The sequence below is a fragment of the Paenibacillus sp. J22P15 genome, from assembly GCF_056269345.1.
On sequence record NZ_JBWDNT010000003.1, the window covers coordinates 50,726 to 68,366 of the forward strand.

The window sequence follows — 17,641 nt, forward strand, 5'->3', positions numbered from 1 at the left end:
GAAGGAGAGAGAACAGGTGAGTAAGAACGAGCTGTATATTTCTACACGAGGTAACGATAACTGGACAGGCAGACTGCCAGAGCCTAATGAGGATAAAACGGACGGTCCCTTGGCAACGATCACCGGAGCGCGGGATACCATTCGAAGGCTGAAGCAATCTGCTAGGCTCCTGGGACCGATCACGGTATGGCTTCGCGGTGGCCATTACTATCAGGAGGAGCCGATCGTGTTTTCACCAGAGGACTCGGCCCCCGTTACCTTTACCGCTTATCCAGGAGAACAACCTGTTGTGGATGGAGGTGTTCGGATAACGGGCTGGCGGGAGGAGACGGTAGGCGGCATTGCAATGTGGGTCGCCGATGTGCCGTGTGGCGCCGAAGGAAATCGTTACTTCCGGCAGATGTTCGTAGACGGAGAGCGCCGCATGCGGACACGTCTTCCCAAACAGGGCTTCTACTGGATGAAGGATGTGCCGGGAACGGAAATTTATAAAGAAGGGATGACCAGCGGTCTGTTTGCAGGAACGGATACGTTCGTGTGCGCACAGGGCGACATCGACGCGTCTTGGAGCAATATGAATGACGTGGATATCGTCGCCGTGCACTATTGGATCGAGGAAAGAATGCCGGTGGAATCCTTCAACCCGTTATCAGGAGAGGTTAAGTCCAGCCGTAAGAGCATGTTCGTGTTAAAAGACGATGTTGCCAAGCGCTACGCTAAATATTATGTGGAGAACGTATTCGAAGCCTTAACCGATCCCGGTCAGTGGTATCTCGACCGTGCCGCCGGCAAAGTCTATTACATCCCGCTCCCGAGCGAAACTTTGGAGGAGACGGAGTTTGTCGCCTGCTCGGCCCATCAGCTGCTGAAGCTTGCGGGCAAGCCGGAAGAGGAGAAATACGTCGAATACGTATCGTTCAAAGGATTGACCTTTGCGCATACGGATTGGATTCAGCCTAAGGGAGGCGGGGAACGCTTCGAGCTGCCAGGCATTGATTTTGCCGCAGCTCCGCAAGCGGCCTTTCATATTCCCGGAGTGATCCATATGCGTGGAGCCCGTTATTGTTCGATTGAGGATTGCCGGATCGAGAGAATCGGTTGGTACGGTATCGAATTGTCCGAGGGCTGTACGTCCAACCGGATTGTCGGCAATTCGATTACCGATATGGGAGCAGGCGGGATTAAACTGGACGGGGCAGATGCCAGAGGCTCCACACTGCTGCGAACGGGAAGCAACCGCATCACGGACAATAATATTCATGCCGGAGGACGTGTTTTTCACAGCGCTGTTGGTATTCTCTCGGCCCATTCATCTTATAATGTCATCTCGCACAACCATATCCATGATCTCTATTACACGGGGATCTCCTGCGGCTGGGTATGGGGCTATGGAGAGAATGTATCGAAGGAAAACAAGATCGAGAAAAATCATATTCACGATATCGGTCATGGCCTTCTTAGCGATATGGGCGGAATCTATACCCTCGGTGTCCAGCCGGGTACGGTCATTCGCGGCAATCTCATTCATGATATTGAAAAATGCAATTACGGGGGTTGGGCGATTTATCCGGACGAAGGGAGCGCTCATCTTATTATCGAGAACAACATATGCTTCAAGACTAGCAGTCAGGTGTTCCATCAACATTACGGTCGGGAAAACATCGTGCGCAACAATATATTCGCTTTCGGCCGCGAAGGCCAGTCCGCCCTTAGCCGAGTGGAGGCTCATCGTTCCTTTACGTTCGAGAAGAACATTATCATCTCCGATGGACAGCCCATGTTTGTCGCGGGATATGCCAGCGATTTTGACAAGAAGGGATTTTACAGCGACCTAAACTTGTTCTGGGACATCTCCGGCAATGAGTTGGTATTTGGCAAACAACATTCCGATGAACAGGCGAATTTTTCATTGAAAGACCCGCGATCGTTGGAGGATATGAAACAGCTCGGTTATGATCTGCATTCCGTTCATGCCGACCCACTTCTAGTAGACCCGGCAGGGGGAAACTTCATGCTGCAGGAGGATTCGCCTGCTTTCGCACTCGGTTTTCAACCGATTGATTTGTCCGATGTTGGTCCGCGTTCCGCAGCTGATAGGGAATAGCGCAATTACCATCCCAGGAGATGTCTTGTAGCCCAAATAAGAAAAGCGTCTCATTCCATTTTCAGGATGAGGCGCTTTTTCGGCTGTTACCTGATCGTGCGAACGAACTTCAGGTTCTTTCGTTGCTGTGCGGAGATTTGCGCTCTTCTTTTTTAAAAACTTATTGAATTACCCCGCAAGCTATGCGGTTGCCAGAGTTTCCAGAAGGGTCGGTAACATAATCATCCTCTTTCTCATGGATAACTATAGCTGTACCGCCGTCATGCAATAAGGAATTTGGTTTGCCTTCCAGAAGTGTTACATCACTGCTTACAAGATCGGCCACGACCTTACCGTCCGCACCTACCATAATATTAGGGAGATCACCGTTATGGTAGCCTTTTGGATTGTTAAAGCCATGCAGCTTGCTTGCGGGATTGAAATGAGCCTCTGCTGTTTTGAAATCAGGCGTATCGCATTTACCGACGTTATGAAAGTGAATACCATGCTTGCCAGGAGGGAGTTTTTCCGCTTCAATATGTAGGTATACCTTGTCTGCTTTTTGGGTGAGCTGAGCGGATCCAATATGCTGGCCTTCACCGTTAATAATAGTGACAAGTATTCCAGCAGGTTCAGAGTTTGTATGCGCCATAACAGCTCCAAATGTTTGGGTTAGGAATAGCACACAGATTAATAAAACGATTTTTTTCATCGTATTCATCCATTCATCATTTTTTAGTTTTATCCGTATCGAAAACGGCAATAAACATATGGTGCACAATAAGATTGATTTTATACAAAAAAAACCAATGGACGCTATCTCAGATCGTTGTGGATTAACGTTGAAAGGAAAGAGTGTAATGGAGATCAGAAGATTTCTAGAATCAGACATTAACCAAATCGTTTCATTGTTTTATGGAACGGTACATGTCATCAATAAACAAGATTACTCGCAGGAGCAGCTTGACGTTTGGGCTCCCTTAGATGAAATGAGTCTCAAACTGGAATCATGGAAAGCAGCTATGCGGCAAAATATCACCTTTGTAGCCGATTACAGCGGTCAAATTGTCGGTTTTGCTGATATGACATATGAGGGGTATTTGGATCGATTGTATATTCATAAGGATTATCAGAGACGAGGTATAGCTTCAGCTCTGTTAAACAAACTCGAAGCTGAAGCTTATCGGCTAGGGATTGCGGAGTTAGGTACAGATGCAAGCGTAACAGCAAAACCTTTCTTTGAACGATACGGATTCCGAGAAATCCAGTCACAGATCGTAGAGCGAAAAGGTGTGAAATTAGTTAATTTCAAAATGACTAAAAAGCTGTAAACCTAATGATAGATCAAGATTGTTAGCCTTCAAAACCTTCTGTTGCATTCGCATGTACACTGTCTTCTTCATTATCCCGAATCGTCTTCTGCAGGACAAGACATGTCACGATTAGAAAAGCGCCGGCAATCGCGTAGTATCCTTTCACGTAAAGCGGCTCTTCCAGCGTGTAGATTCCGATATATTGAGCAAGAACGGCGATGATAAAGCCTGCCCATGCCATGAACGTAAACGCGGAAGTGTTGCGGTTCCTATAACCAGGCTGGTATTCTTTGAGAAATTTATCCTCGTCGTTATCACGGGCTACCTTTTGCAAAAGGAATGAAGTAATGATTAAGAGAACGCCGGTTACGGCGTAATAACCTTGTACAGACATAGCCTGTTTAAGTGTATAAATACCAATGAATTCGAAGCCGCATGCGATGAGAAATGCTGCCCAAGCCATAAAGGTATAAGTGGGTGTGTTGCGGCGGCGATAAAAATTAGCGGGTCTGCGTACTTGCATCGTTTCTATTTTTTCCATTTGAGAGTGCCTCCCGAATCGATTTGTTGTTGATGTCTTTAGTTTACAGCATATTCCTAATACCAAAAGTACCAACTTATCATGGTACCAGGTACTAGTGCGGAGTGCTCTGAATAGACCGATCTTTTCAAAGCAGGAAGAAAGAAATTGACATTGAGAATGATTATCATTAGAATGCTTCTTAATACATGCTGCGCTGAAGTTATAGGAATAAATGGATCGTGCACCAAGGAGCCGTTTTTTCTCCGAACGAACGGTAAGAAGGCGCAAGCAAGCTTTAGAGGAGCTGATATGACAAGATGGAATGGAATGATCTAATCAAGCTGTGGAACCACGCCTCCATTAAAGTGCTTGATGTTCGCCATAAAACGATGAAGCAGGGCGAGGGGCTTTGCGCTTATAAACTGCCAGCCAGCGGATTTTTATATTCCACAAGAGGAAGCGCCAAGCTTCGTTTGGACGGTCAGCTGCACGAGGCGGAGCGGTTCCATGTGCTTCATGGCGGCAAGGGAATGTGCTTGGATATTGTTTTGGCCGAGGAAGAGTTTGAGTATTATTTCATCTTCTATAAGGCGATTATATCGCAGCCTTGCAGACAAGAGATTTTGTCGCTTGCTGATAAACATAACCCGTTTCAAACACAATACGGCTTTGCTCCGCAATACCCGATTTCTTTATTTCAAACCGTTAAAGCAATGGCTGAGGAGTGGCGAGTATCGCATTCGTTGGAGCGGTTTCATGTGAATACGCTATTTCACCAATTTGTATATGAGCTGTTTCACCAATTGCAGGAACAGGGCATGCAAAAGGTGAAGCAAGGTCTTACAGCACAAGCGCTCCATTACATTCATCAGCATTATAGGGAGCCTATTACACTGGATCAGCTGGCAAAAACATTAAATTACAGCGCCAAAAATTTGTCTAAGGTTTTTAAGAAGGAGACGGGATACAGCCTCATTGATTATGTCATTCAGGTGAGAATGAACAACGCCAAAGAGCTGTTGGAGCATACGGATGCTACGATTAAGGAAGTTGCCGAGAGCGTCGGTTATTTAGATCGTTTATATTTCACCCGAATGTTTAAGAAGCACACGGGCATTTCACCAGGAAGCTACATAGAGAGGTTGAAAAAACAGAAGAGCGGGGCAGATCGTCTATATCGATCGAGCCGATCCTCCATTGTTCCAGGCAAAATACGGGGTTACAATGTTTATCGTTATGATAATCATTATCAATACGAAGGAGAGAACAAATTACCCATGTACAAAGGTCTGAAATTATCGATGGCAGCAACTCTATTGTTTTGTTTTGCTTTATTTATGAGCGCTTGCTCTACGGGAGCTTTAAACACGAATACGGCAACCGTAGAATCGCAAGTGACATCCAACTCCAGCGGTGAATCATCTCCCTCCAATACGGCTGAAGCTCAAGCCCAGACTCGAGTGATTGCTACGATTAAAGGCGATATAGAGATTCCTGCCAAGGCTGAGCGAATCGTAGTCGATTTGTACTTAGGCAGCTTTATTGCACTTAATGTGAAGCCGATCGGAACGCCGGAGCTGAATTTTAAAAATCCATACTTTGCAGAGGCACTTGCAGGAGTTGAAAATATCGGTGAATACGAAAGCGTGTCACTGGAGAAAATCGTCGATCTCCAGCCCGATTTGATCGTTTCAGGCAATGCGGAAGCTTACGAGCAATATAGTAAAATTGCGCCGACGATCGTTGTGCCTTTTGGAGAGCTGAAAAATGCTCATGAGGAGCTCACTTATTTTGGAAAAGTGCTAGGTAAAGAGGAAGAAGCAAAAGCGTGGTTGGCTGATTACGACAAGCGTATTGCAGCAGCCAAAGAGAAGGTAGAGGGAGTTATACCAAGCGAAGCTACTTTTTCCGTTATGCAGGATTGGGGAGGGAATACAGGCGTATTCGGCGACAATTTCGGCAGGGGCGGCCAAGCTGCTTATCAAGCTCTTGGGCTTAATCCTCCATCCGAAGTAGCTGAACAGCTGATGAAGGAACAGATTGTTGAAGTCTCAGGCGAGAAACTATCCGATTTTGCAGGCGATTATATTATTTTTACGTCAGATACGCTAACGCTTGCCGATTTGAAAGCAGATCCGATTTGGAAAATGCTCGATGCCGTTAAAAATGATCGCGTATATATTTGGAGCAAGGAACGCTCTTGGTACTTCGATCCAATTGCTACGTTGTCGCAGACGGAGGAGCTGGCTGACTGGCTGGCAGGAAAGTAAACAATTTATTGAATGATAGTGAGAATCAATATCAATAAAGTCATATGTGACGGTTGGAGGCAAACGATGAACGAACAATTGGAACTATACGATGTAACGATTATTGGCGGAGGTCCCGGCGGTTTATATACGGCTTTTTATAGCGGCATGCGTGATTTAAAAACTAAGCTGATTGAAGCACAGGATCAGCTTGGCGGGCGGATGCTTACTTATCCAGAGAAAATTATTTGGGATGTCGGCGGAATTACCCCCATTCGCTGCGAACATTTAATCGCTCAATTGATCCAGCAAGCGAAAACTTTTGATCCAACGATCGTGCTTGGCCAGCAAATTACGCAATACGAGCGGCAGGCGGATGGAACCTTTATTTTAACGGCATTAAGCGGCGAACGCCATCATACGAGAACGGTCATCATGGCTATCGGATATGGCATCAAGAAGTTGGCGAAGCTGGAGATCGAAGGGGCTGACCGCTACGAGGTAACCAATCTTTATTACACGGTGCAGGAGCTGGAAAAGTTTCGCGGCAAGCGGGTGCTGATTTCCGGCGGCGGTGATTCAGCGGTAGACTGGGCGAACGAGCTGGAATCCATTGCAGCAAGCGTAACCGTCGTGCATCGGCGCGACAGCTTCGGGGGACATGAGAGAAACGTTTCCAAGATGAGAGAATCCTCGGTGAACGTACTGACGCCATATCAGGTGCTGGCGCTTCATAGCAGCAATGGGGAAAGCATCGAGGAAGTGACGATTGCGCATATGGATACGGAGGAAAGCAAGCGGCTCGTGGTAGATGCGGTTATCGTAAACCATGGCATGAAGAGCGATTTTGGACCCATCCGTGACTGGGGCATTGACATGGGGGTATGGAACGCTAACGTAGGCGAGCGGATGGCGACCAACATTCCCGGTATCTTCGGTGCAGGCGATTTCGTGGACTATGGCAGCAAGGTAGGGCTAATCGCAGGGACGTTTACCGATGGCGTGTTGGCGCTTAACAGCGCTAAGCTGTACATGGACCCGGAAGCACCGACGATGGCCTATGTTTCTTCCCATAATGAGCGGTTCAAGGAGAAAAATCGGGAGCTTGGCGCAGTAGAGGAAGAAGAAGAAGAATTCGTTTAAGCGAATGGCGGCTCGCGGGAGCGGAACTAATGCTCGGTGTCAATGCAACGGCGTCATCCCATCATGTTAACAATCACATGACGGGATGACGCCGTTTTTTGCTGTGGCTCAGCGCTTTCTAAGTACAAAAAATTCGCATTCTTTCCGGTTATGATAGGTAATATCGCTTACTCCCGATTGGGTTACGATAATGTTATCGTCAAACCTCACAACGAGCGAGCTGGAATCGATGAGTTGATTGTCTTGAAACACCCGAATACGATGCTGAAGCTCAATGACCTCTTCAAAATCTTGATCGGTGCTAAGTCGTCGGTTTATGGCCATGTGGATACTCCTTCAATACGGAAAATGATTTCTTATAGTCTATCTCATGTAAGATCGCGTTGCAAAGTGCTTAGCATGCCATTGCTCAGGTCGTCTTCTTTTTTGGCCGAGTTCTGCATAAATATGGGTAATAAAGCGGCTAGCTAGATACGGGGGGATTGATTTGGCGAAATGGGGAAGGCGCGGCTGGCGTTTTCGAGGGTTAGGCGGGGACCGAATGCAGTTGTGGTCTGGTCGTCCATTGTCAAAAATAAAAACGGTCAGCTGGGGCAGTCGAGGCAGCTCATCGCCATCTCGTTCAGCACCGAAAAAATGGGGCAGCCGTTCAAGCGGAAGCGGCGGCAAATGGAACGTTCAGCGCCCGTCAGTGAAATTCAGCAGTACTCGAAGCAGCGGCAACAGCAATAGCAACGGCGGTTCAGGCATCGTATGGGGGTCTGGTCCAGCCAAGCCTCGGATACGTCGCCGCACAATCCTTATTGTTGTACTTCTTCTAATGATGGTTTTCTCGATACAATCCTTCGTATATATTGAGAAGAACTTACGTCCTCCGCTTATGAATATCGCGAAAATTAGGGTGAAGCAAATCGCGACACAGGCCATCAATAAAGCGATAACGGAGCAGGTCGCCAGCCGATCGGACAGCAGTAACTTAATCGATTGGAAAATGAACAGCAACGGAAAAATATCCGGATTTATGCTTAATTACGCCGAGCATATGAGGATCACTTCACAAACGATCAATACCGTTCAAAAAACATTAAATGATATGAAGGATATTCCAGAGCATATCCCGATTGGGCATGCGCTTAATAGCGCCATCATTTCCTCTTACGGTCCAAGAGTACCGGTCAAGTTCGAGCCAGTTGGGGCGGTTAAGGTCGATCTGAGTACACGTCAGAAGGACGCCGGCATCAATATGATTTTGGTCGAGGTCTATATTCGGATTATAGCGGAGGTAACGATTATTATTCCGTTTGATACGGAGCCTGAGCTCGTAGAAACGGATATCCCTATTTCATATTTGCTCGTGGTTGGCGACGTGCCTATGTACTATTATGACAATACGGGGAAACCGGTTGGCGAATCGGCAGCGCAAGCGCCCAACATCTCTGTTCCGCTTGGCGAAGGTTCAGGCGGCGGCGTTACGTCCAGTCCTCAAAACAAAACGAATGAGGAGTCTCAAGGCGCTGGAGCATCTAATTCGGAGGGAACGACCGAAGGATCGACTGAGGAATCGAACCATTCGAACAGTTCTAATTCTGCTTCTAATAATACAGGCAATACATTTGCGGAGTAGATTGCAAAATAAAAGCGACTTTATTGTCCTCTAAGAGAAGACGATAAAGTCGCTTTTTTGTTACAGCGTTTATTTTCCGGAACGAATTCGTTTGCGCTCCGCCTGCTCCCAGCGACGAAGCATCGGATACGGATCAAACGACCATTCGATTAAGCCTCGATCACTGTACACCCCATAATGCAGGTGAGGAGGGAACTTCCCCTGCGTCCCCGGTTTGCCATAGCCAGAGCTGCCTACCCAACCTACAACCTGACCGGGCTTAACGACATCACCAATACTAACGGTTTTATCAAAGCCGGATAGATGAGCGTAATAATGGTAGAAGTTGTTCAGATCACGAATACCGATGCGCCAACCGCCATAGGGGTTCCAGCCCTTTACTTCGACGATGCCGTAGCATGTGCTGCGAACAGGAGTCCCATGGCCTACGAAAATATCTGTACCTTCATGGGTACGTCTACCTCCCCAGCTTCGCCCAGTTCCCCAGGTGCTGTTGTAGGCGTAGTTAGTGCCGATTGGCAAAGGGAAAGCATGTTCAAACAAATCAAGCTGACCAAATGCTGCATAAATACGAGCAAATTGCTGAATGCGCTGAACAGATCGGTTGTTTTGGTAATATTCCCAAAGTCCGATTGAGAAATCATCATCCGATATACCGTAGGCAGCAACACGGCTAACAAGTGAATAGAGAAGGTCAACATCACTTGTGCGCTCCGCTTGACCATTTCCATCACCATCACGACCGATGCCGTTAAAAAAGTGAATGGAAGCCGGTGAGCTGTCTTCGATATTTGGATTCAAAGGGCCGGCCCAGAGTTCTTGATCAATGAACACCCCGACAGTACTGCCGAGCATGGGCCGAGCTTTTGGACGTGCCTTAGACAAGGATCGCTCATACTGATCGATAGCAGCGATCCAATACCAAGGGATTTCGGTAAATAAGCTTAATTTGTCATATAAGCCTCTTCTGGCTGGAAGAGGATCGGGCTCAGCAGTTGATGCTTGCTCATGCACCGTATCGTTTTGCCTTTTGAAAGCAGAGGCTGCTCCTGCAGGGCTGACGGGCAAGACAAGTAACAACGAAGCTGCTGTTAGTGCTGCGACAATAGGAATAGTCAGTTTCATACGTCTCACCCTTCCAAAGCATGACGGTTATAACGTTATGTTTTGCAAATCATTGGTTTTTATGCGAAACATGTTATAATAAACGCATGAGTTTAGGAATTATATATGAACTTGAAAGCAGGTAATCCCTTATGAAACAGCAGGAAAAACTAAAAAAGCCTGATTGGCTTCGTATAAAATTAGCAACAGACGGTAATTTTGCCGAGATAAAAGATATGATGCGCTCCAAAACGTTACATACGGTTTGTGAGGAAGCACGCTGTCCAAACATTTATGAATGTTGGTCGAATCGTACCGCTACATTTATGATACTGGGTGATATTTGCACGCGCGCTTGTCGTTTTTGTGCTGTTAAGACAGGCATGCCTACTGAACTCGATTTGGATGAACCAGAACGGGTAGCAGAGGCAGCAGAGCAAATGAACCTACAGCACTGCGTCGTTACTTCGGTTGCGCGTGATGACCTGAAGGATGGAGGAGCATCCATCTTTGCAGCTACCGTGCGTGCGATACGCAAACGTATGCCGTTCTGCCGCGTTGAAGTGCTTATTCCCGATTTCTTAGGCAATAAGGATGCGCTTCAAATTGTGATGGATGCCAATCCGGATATTCTGAATCATAACGTTGAGACGGTGGAGAGACTTTCAAACCGTGTTCGGGCTAAAGCCAAATACAGCCGTACAATGGAGTTGTTGAAGCGCGCCAAAGAAATGAAACCAAAAATCCCGACCAAATCGAGCATCATGCTTGGCGTGGGTGAAGAATGGGATGAAATTTTGCAGACGATGGATGATCTTCGTGCTAACGATGTGAATATTTTGACATTAGGTCAATATTTGCAGCCTTCATCTAAACATTTAGAAATCGTACGTTATGTCCACCCAGACGAATTTGCAAAATTAAAAGAAGAAGGGCTTAAGCGCGGATTTAGGCATGTAGAATCCGCTCCATTAGTACGCAGCTCTTATCATGCACATGAGCAGACCGACTCAGCTCACGCAGCAATTGCTGCGGAAGCCGAAGAAGAGGCAATAAACCGTGGAATTTCTTCCGGTGCTTGCTCGAGCAGCTTGTAACTGACGCTCAAGATGAGGTGGAGAAGATGGCTTTGATTCATATCGGCGGAAAATCTTATGAAATAGTTCTTGAAAATAGGAACGGCTGGAATCCAGAAGCATTTCGTGATCGATACAGTGAAGTGCTGGAGCGTTATGATTACATCGTTGGTGATTGGGGCTATGGTCAGTTAAGGCTGAAGGGCTTTTTCCGTGATAATCATCAGAAGGCAACGAAGGAAAGCAACTTATCCGGGATGCCCGATTATATCAATGAATATTGCAATTTTGGCTGTGCCTATTTTATTCTTGAAAAAACACAAAGTGCGGTACGGGAGCCAGGCGACTACGATTTGGACGCGGATGACGAGCGGCCTCGTATCGAAGCAGCTGATCTTCTTGCAGCAGCTGCGGGGTTCGTGGACGTTTCTGATGGTCTTGATGTGGAGTTTGATGAGGTTGCCAGCGCAAAGGAAGAAAGTGCTGCCCCAGCACATGAGAGACATAGCCGTCATCATACAAGAGAAAATCGCCATAGAAGCGCTAACCGCAACAAAAATGAAAACAACGGTGACAGCGCTAATGCTGGAGAAGGCCGAAAAAACAATGAACAACAGGGCAGCGGGAAGCGTGAGCAACAACAGCAGCGTAAAGGCGGCTACAAAGGCAACGACAACCGCGCCAAAAAACCATTTCGCCTAGCAGCAAATGAAACTGCAGCTGCATCTGCGGAAACGAATAAACCAAATAAAAAGGACACGGAGCGCTTGTAAAAGCGCTGCGTGTCTTTTTTTTGGCTAAATAGAAGTATTCTCTTTAGATTGATTAATGCACGTCATAGCCAAGGAATGCTTCGCGCACACGATTCCAGAAAGGAAAGGGCCGGTATCGTGCGAAGCTGACCTTACGGCTGGATACGCTGCAGCGAATAGAGCGGATGTCGCTGCGCATGATACTGATATGGTCGATAGCAAGCTGGAGACGCTGTTCTTTCTTGGAAATAATATCGCAATGATGATGCTGCGGCAGCAGGACAGATGAACCGAGTGTACGGTATACCCTGTTGTTGATTGAAGCGATCTCTGCGATTTGCAGCGATTCTATCGATGGATGAACAATTGCACCGCCTAAGCTTTTGTTGTATGCGGTACTTCCCGAAGGCGTGGAGATAACAATGCCATCTCCTCGGAACATCTCGAACATCTCATCATTTATATTAATTTGAGCAACCAGCGTCCCGTCGACGCCTTTCAACGTGAATTCATTCAAGGATAAGTAATGGCTTCTTTCGCTTGGCGTCTCCAGTTCAATCTCAGCAAGCGGGTATCTAACGATTCGAGGAGTTTCCTCAGCCATCATTCTTACAAGCTCTTCAAGCTCATCTGCTTGCCAGTCGGCATAAAAGCCGAGATGGCCGGTATGGATGCCGACAAATGCGACATTGGTAATTTGATCAACATATTTATGAAAAGCAAGCAGGAGCGTTCCATCTCCTCCGATGGAAATTACGATTTCTGGTGCTTCATCCTGCCGGATGAAGCCTCGCTCCCCAGCTAATGTATGAAATTTTTCCGCTAACGATTTGGATAGCGTATCGCCTCGATCAATAACCGCATACTTCAAAGGTAAATCTCCTTCCGATCTCCATAGTACTTAAGATGATAAAGGATATTGACTTTAAATTCAATGATCGAGGGTTATCAAGGGCCGAGCCAGCCCCATAATAGGTAGACAAGAACCATCGCAATAAAACCATGCAGCAGTCTAGCCAATAACAAAGGACGATAGCGCATATCCGTTTTGCTGAGCAGGCTTGCTATTTGTGCATGGACAGATAAGCCGCCCCACGAGAGTATCCATGCAGCAATGGCGGCTTGATGCATGAGTCCTGTACCTGCTGTCCCAGCTGCGCGAGCGCCTAATGTTACCTCGAATAATCCAAATATGCCGGCGTCAGCAAGGGGCTTTGGCAAACCAATCACACCAAATATAAATCGCAGCGCTTCTGCTAACGCTTCAACGATACCCGCATGAGTGAGCATCTCCATCACAACTGAGAAAAAAACGACGAGTCCGCCTACCACGATCATGAGTCGGAGTGCGGATTGGATTGAATCTTGCAGTAGTCGTCCAAGCTCTCGACCATCTAGTAAACGGGCCTCATGCATCGCTTTAAGCGCTTCGGCGATTCGCGAAGGTTTGCGTTTTCTAATTCCGTTTCGGGCTTCTGTGTTTTTTTTCATGGAAGAAGGCGGAGCATGTCTGTCGTGAAATCGCATGAGGAAGCCAATAAGCAGTCCGCCTCCATAGTGGGCAGCAGCAAGTACGGGAGCAATCGCAACATTTTGAAAGAAACCAATAGAAACTGCACCAATAAGGAAAATAGGATCAGACGTCGTCGTAAAGGCGACTAAACGCTCTCCTTCCGCTCGATTGATGAGCCGCTGCTCCAAGAGCTGTGCGGTGAGCCTTGCGCCAACAGGATAACCAGAAATGTATCCCATCGTTACAACAAAGCCACCGATACCTGGTAGTCGAAACAAAGGTCTCATGAGCGGGTCCAGCAGCCTTCCAAAAAAATGCACAATGCCAAAACCAAGCAGCAGTTCCGATATGACGAAGAAAGGGAACAACGCTGGGAATAATACTTGCCACCAAATAGAAAGACCACGAAGTGAGGCATGAAGTGTTTCTGTAGGAAAGACAGTCATTAACAGCATGATTATAAAGGCGCCAAGCGCGGTTAGAGATAAGGGATGGACAAACGTTCGCAGCAGATAGACCGCCTCCTCATTTATGTAGAAGGGGTATATAGGATGACGAAATGAGATGCTGTACAACCCCTCCTACACATATATGTATGAATAGGGATATCCATCACTGGAGATGCTGTAAAAATAAATAATATCGTCAAAGAAAACGCTTGCAAAAACGCTGGATTCCTTATTTTTTTATGGTACAATGGAATTACCTTTGAAACGGTTGGAGTGATGGATATGAGTATAATCGCTGGCATCTTAGTATGTGCTTTCGTCTATGTCATTCGAGAATCTCTCACAGCACCAGGGGAAGAGGATTATGAAGGTTAATGAGTAATACGTACTATACGACGAGCCCCGCATATGCATGCTGCGGGCTTTTTTTTATTCAATGCAGAAAATAAATTTATTAAATAATACTAATTACCTACATTTTGGAGATGGTTTTGACGATAAATAGGTATATGAGCCCGTGATTCACAGACTATCCGGACCTGCACACGACATTGTAAACACATCTAAAGAGGAGACGTGATTGTTGTTATGGAACCACTCTACCTATCCAAGATCAACTGCATCTGCTGTGAGAAAACATTTATGACTTCACGTGTTAGACCGAGCTTCAAAAGGGCATCAAGAATGGATACTGACTTTTGCGGATATTATAAAACGGATGCAAACCCTGATTTTTATGTTGTACGGGTTTGCCCAAATTGCGGCTATGCTTCAACTGAGAATGGTTTGGAGCGGTTAAACGATAAACAAAAAAAGAAATACCATGAGCAAATCGGCATTCATTGGAATAAGCAAGATTATGGCGGTGAGCGTAATCAGAAGCAGGCGATGGTCACTTACAAGCTCGCCCTTCTATCTGCGCAAGCAGTAGACGAGAAGGATCGTATACTTGCTGGTATATTGCATCATATTGCTTGGCTGTACCGTTATGAAGGGAATTCAATAGATGAGAAGCGTTTTTTAAGCTTTGCACTACAGGCCTATATTCGCGTGTATGAATCAGAGGGCGTAGCGCTTAATAATGCGAAACTAATGTTTCTAATCGGAGAATTGAATCGGCGTACCGGTGAATTAAACGATGCTGTACGATGGTTTTCTCGCGTGGTGAACGATAAAAAAATCGTTGATGCTACAATGATTCGTGCGTGTCGTGAGCAGTGGCAGCTTATTCGTGAGGAGATGGAAGCCAGACCGAAACAGACATCTGGCAACACTTCTCCAAACGAAAGCACAAGCTTGTCAGAGCAGACGATTTATACAACCGCTTAACGGATCGCTTTTTTGAGAACACGATCGGTTAGCAAATAATCATGGTCTGCATCTACTAAGGTCACTTTGTTTCGGCAGCATGGGAACACGAGCAATCGCTTCGTACCATCCTGTATTTCTTGCAGCTCTGCCGGTTTTACAGGAAGCAGTACATTGTCTGCATGGCAGAAGGGACAGCTTGATACATAAAGATCACCCATAATAATGTCATAAGGCCATGCTTTTTCGAAAGGAATCATAACTTTTTATCGCTATCAGCAGCTGGTGCTGAATCGGACTTGGCAAGCTCGGAGAGCTTTTGCAATAATATATGGCGCGGCATATGCATTAAGTGCTCTATCGGTACGCCAAGCTGCTCTGAAAGCTTAATAGCGGTATCAGCAGAAATCTGCAATGGTTTAGACATGGTGAAATTCCTCCAATCTGGATATAATTAAGTTATACACTGCCGAGAAGGTTTGCGCAAATAAAAAAAGCGGCCTCATCTTGGCTTTTTTTATGGAGGAGAGGATGGAAGCAGATGAATAAGGGATATCCGCAAAGCTGGGATTTAGACGTTTTCTATGAGGGGGGCTCAAACTCGGCAGCCTTCTTGCAAGAGTTGAAAGGGATTGAGGAGGATATCGAGAAGCTCGATGCCTCGCTTTTAAAGGAAGCAAACACTGCCTCATCTGAAATCGTGACAATGACGAAGCTGTTGCAAAGCATCATTATCAGACTGCGTGAATCTGAGTCGTTTGTTTCTTGTTTATTGGCTCAAAATATTCGGGACGCAGCGGCAAGCTCACGGAGTGATCGTGTAAAGACGTTGTCTGCGAAGTTTTTGGGTGTACTTACTCGCTTCGATAATCTGCTGCGTGGACTTGATGATCAAGAGTGGGAAAAGCTGCTTGAGCATGAACAGCTCGCAGAGGTTGCGTTCAGCTTAGCTGAGCGTCGTGAGCTAGCTAAGCAAAAAATGGCTCCAGAGCTGGAGGCTTTAGCCGGCGATCTAGCAGTTGACGGTTACCATGGCTGGGGCGATTATTATAATGTTATCGTATCCAGAGCGAAATTTAACGATGTTGGTGCAGACGGGGAGAAGAAAGTATTATCCGCAGGTCAAATGCATAACCGTTTATCTGACGGCGATCGTGATGTTCGAAAGGTGGCATTTGCAGAGTGGGAGCGCGAATGGTCGGAGCAGGCTGATTTGTGCGCAGAGACACTAAATCGGATTTCAGGCTTTAGATTGAAGCTGTACGACAAGCGCGGCTGGGAATCTGTGCTGCAGGAGCCGCTGCAAATGAACCGCATGAGTGAGGCTACACTGCAGGCGATGTGGTCAGCTATACAAGAAAGCAAACAGGTGCTCGTTCGTTATCTAGCGCGCAAAGCGAAGCTGCTCGGTGTTGAGAAGCTGGATTGGCATGATGTTGAAGCGCCAATCGGATCAGCAACAAAGACGATACCCTATGACGAAGCCGCTGCTTTTATCGTAGAGCAATTCCGAACGTTTAGCCCGGAGCTGGCTGAATTCTCAGAGCTTGCCTTCCGTGATGGATGGATCGAGGCTGAAGATCGCCCTGGGAAGCGTCCAGGCGGATTCTGTACTGCTTTTCCTAAGAGCGGTCAAACTCGTGTATTTATGACTTATTCGGGTTCTGCTTCAAACATATCGACGCTGGCACATGAGCTGGGTCACGCCTATCATCAGCATGTCATGAATGATCTGCCGGCCTTGTCGCAAGAATATGCGATGAATGTAGCGGAGACGGCTTCTACATTTGCGGAGCTGATCGTTTCTGATCGTGCGCTTAAAACAGCAGTAGAGGATGATGAGAAGCTTGGACTGCTTGAGGATAAAATCCAGCGGTCAGTGGCGTTCTTTATGAATATTCATGCACGGTTTTTGTTCGAAACTCGTTTTTATGCTAAACGCAGTGAAGGGCTAGTATCTGTTGAGGAGCTGAATGCCTTGATGGAAGCCGCACAGCGTGAAGCTTATTGTGATATGCTCGGTGAGGTGCATCCTCATTTCTGGGCTTCAAAGCTGCATTTTTACTTAACTGATGTACCATTCTACAACTTCCCTTATACATTCGGTTATCTATTCAGTGCGGGCATTTATGCGAAGTCGCTGCAGGAAGGACCGGATTTTAAAGATCAATATGTTGCTCTGCTCCGCGATACCGGCAGGATGACTGTAGAGCAGCTCGCTAAGGTGCATTTAGGTGTAGACCTTGAAGCGATGGACTTCTGGCGCGACGCGGTTGCTCTGACAGCAGTAGATGTCGAGCAGTTTATCGAAATGACAAACGACTAAATTGTATAGTTAGACAGAATGGTTATAACAGTAGCCGGAGACAAAAGCAGGTTTTTGTCTTCGGTTATTTTTTATGCGATCTATGCTTTATACTGTGTGGCATACTGTGAGCCTGGAAGTGCCGCCATGTTAGTTGGAAGCAGTGCTGATAATATTATAATATGGATATATTCAATTA

17 protein-coding genes and 1 pseudogene are annotated in these 17,641 nt (G+C 46.6%); 9 read left to right on the plus strand and 9 right to left on the minus strand.

The features are described 5' to 3' along the window. Positions 1–16: 16 nt before the first annotated feature. Positions 17–2,104, plus strand: a complete 2,088-nt coding sequence (locus AC0YN6_RS08505; protein WP_475746330.1) for a right-handed parallel beta-helix repeat-containing protein — start codon at positions 17–19, stop codon at positions 2,102–2,104. Between the two features lie 160 nt (positions 2,105–2,264). Here the strand turns inward: AC0YN6_RS08505 and AC0YN6_RS08510 are convergent, their stop codons facing one another. After that, on the minus strand, positions 2,265–2,795 hold the full coding sequence (locus AC0YN6_RS08510; protein ID WP_475746331.1) for a superoxide dismutase family protein: 531 nt from the start codon (positions 2,793–2,795) through the stop codon (positions 2,265–2,267). A 148-nt stretch (positions 2,796–2,943) separates the two neighbouring features. Between AC0YN6_RS08510 and AC0YN6_RS08515 the strand changes: the two genes are divergently transcribed. Next, positions 2,944–3,414, plus strand: a complete 471-nt coding sequence (locus AC0YN6_RS08515) for a GNAT family N-acetyltransferase (protein ID WP_475746332.1) — start codon at positions 2,944–2,946, stop codon at positions 3,412–3,414. A 22-nt stretch (positions 3,415–3,436) separates the two neighbouring features. Here the strand turns inward: AC0YN6_RS08515 and AC0YN6_RS08520 are convergent, their stop codons facing one another. Next, entirely contained in the window at positions 3,437–3,637 is a 201-nt protein-coding gene (locus AC0YN6_RS08520) for a YiaA/YiaB family inner membrane protein (protein ID WP_475746841.1), read from the minus strand. A 60-nt stretch (positions 3,638–3,697) separates the two neighbouring features. Then, positions 3,698–3,919: pseudogene (locus AC0YN6_RS08525) on the minus strand (YiaA/YiaB family inner membrane protein); the annotation flags it as partial. A gap of 317 nt (positions 3,920–4,236) precedes the next feature. Here AC0YN6_RS08525 and AC0YN6_RS08530 point away from each other — a divergent pair. Next, positions 4,237–6,189, plus strand: a complete 1,953-nt coding sequence (locus AC0YN6_RS08530; protein WP_475746333.1) for an ABC transporter substrate-binding protein — start codon at positions 4,237–4,239, stop codon at positions 6,187–6,189. 66 nt (positions 6,190–6,255) lie between these two features. Continuing rightward, the gene (locus tag AC0YN6_RS08535) at positions 6,256–7,311 is read left to right on the plus strand and encodes an NAD(P)/FAD-dependent oxidoreductase (RefSeq protein ID WP_475746334.1); all 1,056 of its coding nucleotides are present in this window, start codon (positions 6,256–6,258) and stop codon (positions 7,309–7,311) included. A 108-nt stretch (positions 7,312–7,419) separates the two neighbouring features. On the opposite strand, the gene AC0YN6_RS08540 is transcribed toward AC0YN6_RS08535, so the two are convergent. Beyond that, positions 7,420–7,635, minus strand: coding sequence for a hypothetical protein (locus tag AC0YN6_RS08540; protein ID WP_475746336.1), 216 nt, complete (start codon positions 7,633–7,635; stop codon positions 7,420–7,422). Between the two features lie 163 nt (positions 7,636–7,798). Here AC0YN6_RS08540 and yunB point away from each other — a divergent pair, with 163 nt between their 5' ends. Beyond that, on the plus strand, positions 7,799–8,935 hold the full coding sequence (gene yunB / locus AC0YN6_RS08545; RefSeq protein ID WP_475746337.1) for a sporulation protein YunB: 1,137 nt from the start codon (positions 7,799–7,801) through the stop codon (positions 8,933–8,935). A 69-nt stretch (positions 8,936–9,004) separates the two neighbouring features. Here yunB and AC0YN6_RS08550 read toward each other — a convergent pair whose 3' ends face one another. Further along, positions 9,005–10,060, minus strand: a complete 1,056-nt coding sequence (locus AC0YN6_RS08550) for a M23 family metallopeptidase (RefSeq protein WP_475746338.1) — start codon at positions 10,058–10,060, stop codon at positions 9,005–9,007. Between the two features lie 131 nt (positions 10,061–10,191). Here AC0YN6_RS08550 and lipA point away from each other — a divergent pair, with 131 nt between their 5' ends. After that, the gene (lipA, locus tag AC0YN6_RS08555) at positions 10,192–11,136 is read left to right on the plus strand and encodes a lipoyl synthase (RefSeq protein WP_475746339.1); all 945 of its coding nucleotides are present in this window, start codon (positions 10,192–10,194) and stop codon (positions 11,134–11,136) included. 26 nt (positions 11,137–11,162) lie between these two features. Continuing rightward, on the plus strand, positions 11,163–11,888 hold the full coding sequence (locus AC0YN6_RS08560; protein WP_475746340.1) for a YutD family protein: 726 nt from the start codon (positions 11,163–11,165) through the stop codon (positions 11,886–11,888). A gap of 52 nt (positions 11,889–11,940) precedes the next feature. Here AC0YN6_RS08560 and AC0YN6_RS08565 read toward each other — a convergent pair whose 3' ends face one another. Together AC0YN6_RS08565 and ylbJ are read right to left on the minus strand one after the other, a co-directional pair. Further along, positions 11,941–12,738, minus strand: a complete 798-nt coding sequence (locus AC0YN6_RS08565) for an NAD kinase (RefSeq protein WP_475746341.1) — start codon at positions 12,736–12,738, stop codon at positions 11,941–11,943. 77 nt (positions 12,739–12,815) lie between these two features. Next, positions 12,816–13,835 (minus strand): sporulation integral membrane protein YlbJ, encoded by a 1,020-nt coding sequence (ylbJ, locus tag AC0YN6_RS08570; RefSeq protein ID WP_475746843.1) that lies wholly within the window; start codon positions 13,833–13,835, stop codon positions 12,816–12,818. Positions 13,836–14,417: 582 nt separating this feature from the next. Between ylbJ and AC0YN6_RS08575 the strand changes: the two genes are divergently transcribed. Then, positions 14,418–15,158: a DUF2225 domain-containing protein gene (locus AC0YN6_RS08575; RefSeq protein WP_475746342.1), complete on the plus strand. Its 741-nt coding sequence runs from the start codon at positions 14,418–14,420 to the stop codon at positions 15,156–15,158. Here AC0YN6_RS08575 and AC0YN6_RS08580 read toward each other — a convergent pair. Beyond that, complete coding sequence (locus AC0YN6_RS08580) at positions 15,155–15,397, minus strand: hypothetical protein (RefSeq protein WP_475746343.1); 243 nt, start codon at positions 15,395–15,397, stop codon at positions 15,155–15,157. The two genes, AC0YN6_RS08575 and AC0YN6_RS08580, sit on opposite strands and share 4 nt — an antisense overlap. Then, on the minus strand, positions 15,394–15,564 hold the full coding sequence (locus AC0YN6_RS08585; protein ID WP_475746344.1) for a YycC family protein: 171 nt from the start codon (positions 15,562–15,564) through the stop codon (positions 15,394–15,396). The genes AC0YN6_RS08580 and AC0YN6_RS08585 overlap by 4 nt, the downstream gene beginning before the upstream one ends. Before the next feature lie 114 nt (positions 15,565–15,678). Between AC0YN6_RS08585 and AC0YN6_RS08590 the strand changes: the two genes are divergently transcribed. Beyond that, a complete protein-coding gene (locus tag AC0YN6_RS08590) occupies positions 15,679–17,463 on the plus strand; it encodes a M3 family oligoendopeptidase (RefSeq protein ID WP_475746345.1) in 1,785 nt (594 codons plus the stop codon). Positions 17,464–17,641 lie beyond the last annotated feature (178 nt).

Coding starts and splice junctions, on each gene's coding strand:
- AC0YN6_RS08510 (WP_475746331.1), bottom strand. CDS start 2,795: ATGAAAAAAATCGTTTTATTAATCTGTGTGCTATTCCTAACCCAAACA.
- AC0YN6_RS08515 (WP_475746332.1), top strand. CDS start 2,944: ATGGAGATCAGAAGATTTCTAGAATCAGACATTAACCAAATCGTTTCA.
- AC0YN6_RS08520 (WP_475746841.1), bottom strand. CDS start 3,637: ATGGCATGGGCAGGCTTTATCATCGCCGTTCTTGCTCAATATATCGGA.
- AC0YN6_RS08530 (WP_475746333.1), top strand. CDS start 4,237: ATGGAATGGAATGATCTAATCAAGCTGTGGAACCACGCCTCCATTAAA.
- AC0YN6_RS08535 (WP_475746334.1), top strand. CDS start 6,256: ATGAACGAACAATTGGAACTATACGATGTAACGATTATTGGCGGAGGT.
- AC0YN6_RS08540 (WP_475746336.1), bottom strand. CDS start 7,635: ATGGCCATAAACCGACGACTTAGCACCGATCAAGATTTTGAAGAGGTC.
- AC0YN6_RS08550 (WP_475746338.1), bottom strand. CDS start 10,060: ATGAAACTGACTATTCCTATTGTCGCAGCACTAACAGCAGCTTCGTTG.
- lipA (WP_475746339.1), top strand. CDS start 10,192: ATGAAACAGCAGGAAAAACTAAAAAAGCCTGATTGGCTTCGTATAAAA.
- AC0YN6_RS08560 (WP_475746340.1), top strand. CDS start 11,163: ATGGCTTTGATTCATATCGGCGGAAAATCTTATGAAATAGTTCTTGAA.
- ylbJ (WP_475746843.1), bottom strand. CDS start 13,835: ATGCTGTTAATGACTGTCTTTCCTACAGAAACACTTCATGCCTCACTT.
- AC0YN6_RS08575 (WP_475746342.1), top strand. CDS start 14,418: ATGGAACCACTCTACCTATCCAAGATCAACTGCATCTGCTGTGAGAAA.
- AC0YN6_RS08580 (WP_475746343.1), bottom strand. CDS start 15,397: ATGATTCCTTTCGAAAAAGCATGGCCTTATGACATTATTATGGGTGAT.
- AC0YN6_RS08585 (WP_475746344.1), bottom strand. CDS start 15,564: ATGTCTAAACCATTGCAGATTTCTGCTGATACCGCTATTAAGCTTTCA.
- AC0YN6_RS08590 (WP_475746345.1), top strand. CDS start 15,679: ATGAATAAGGGATATCCGCAAAGCTGGGATTTAGACGTTTTCTATGAG.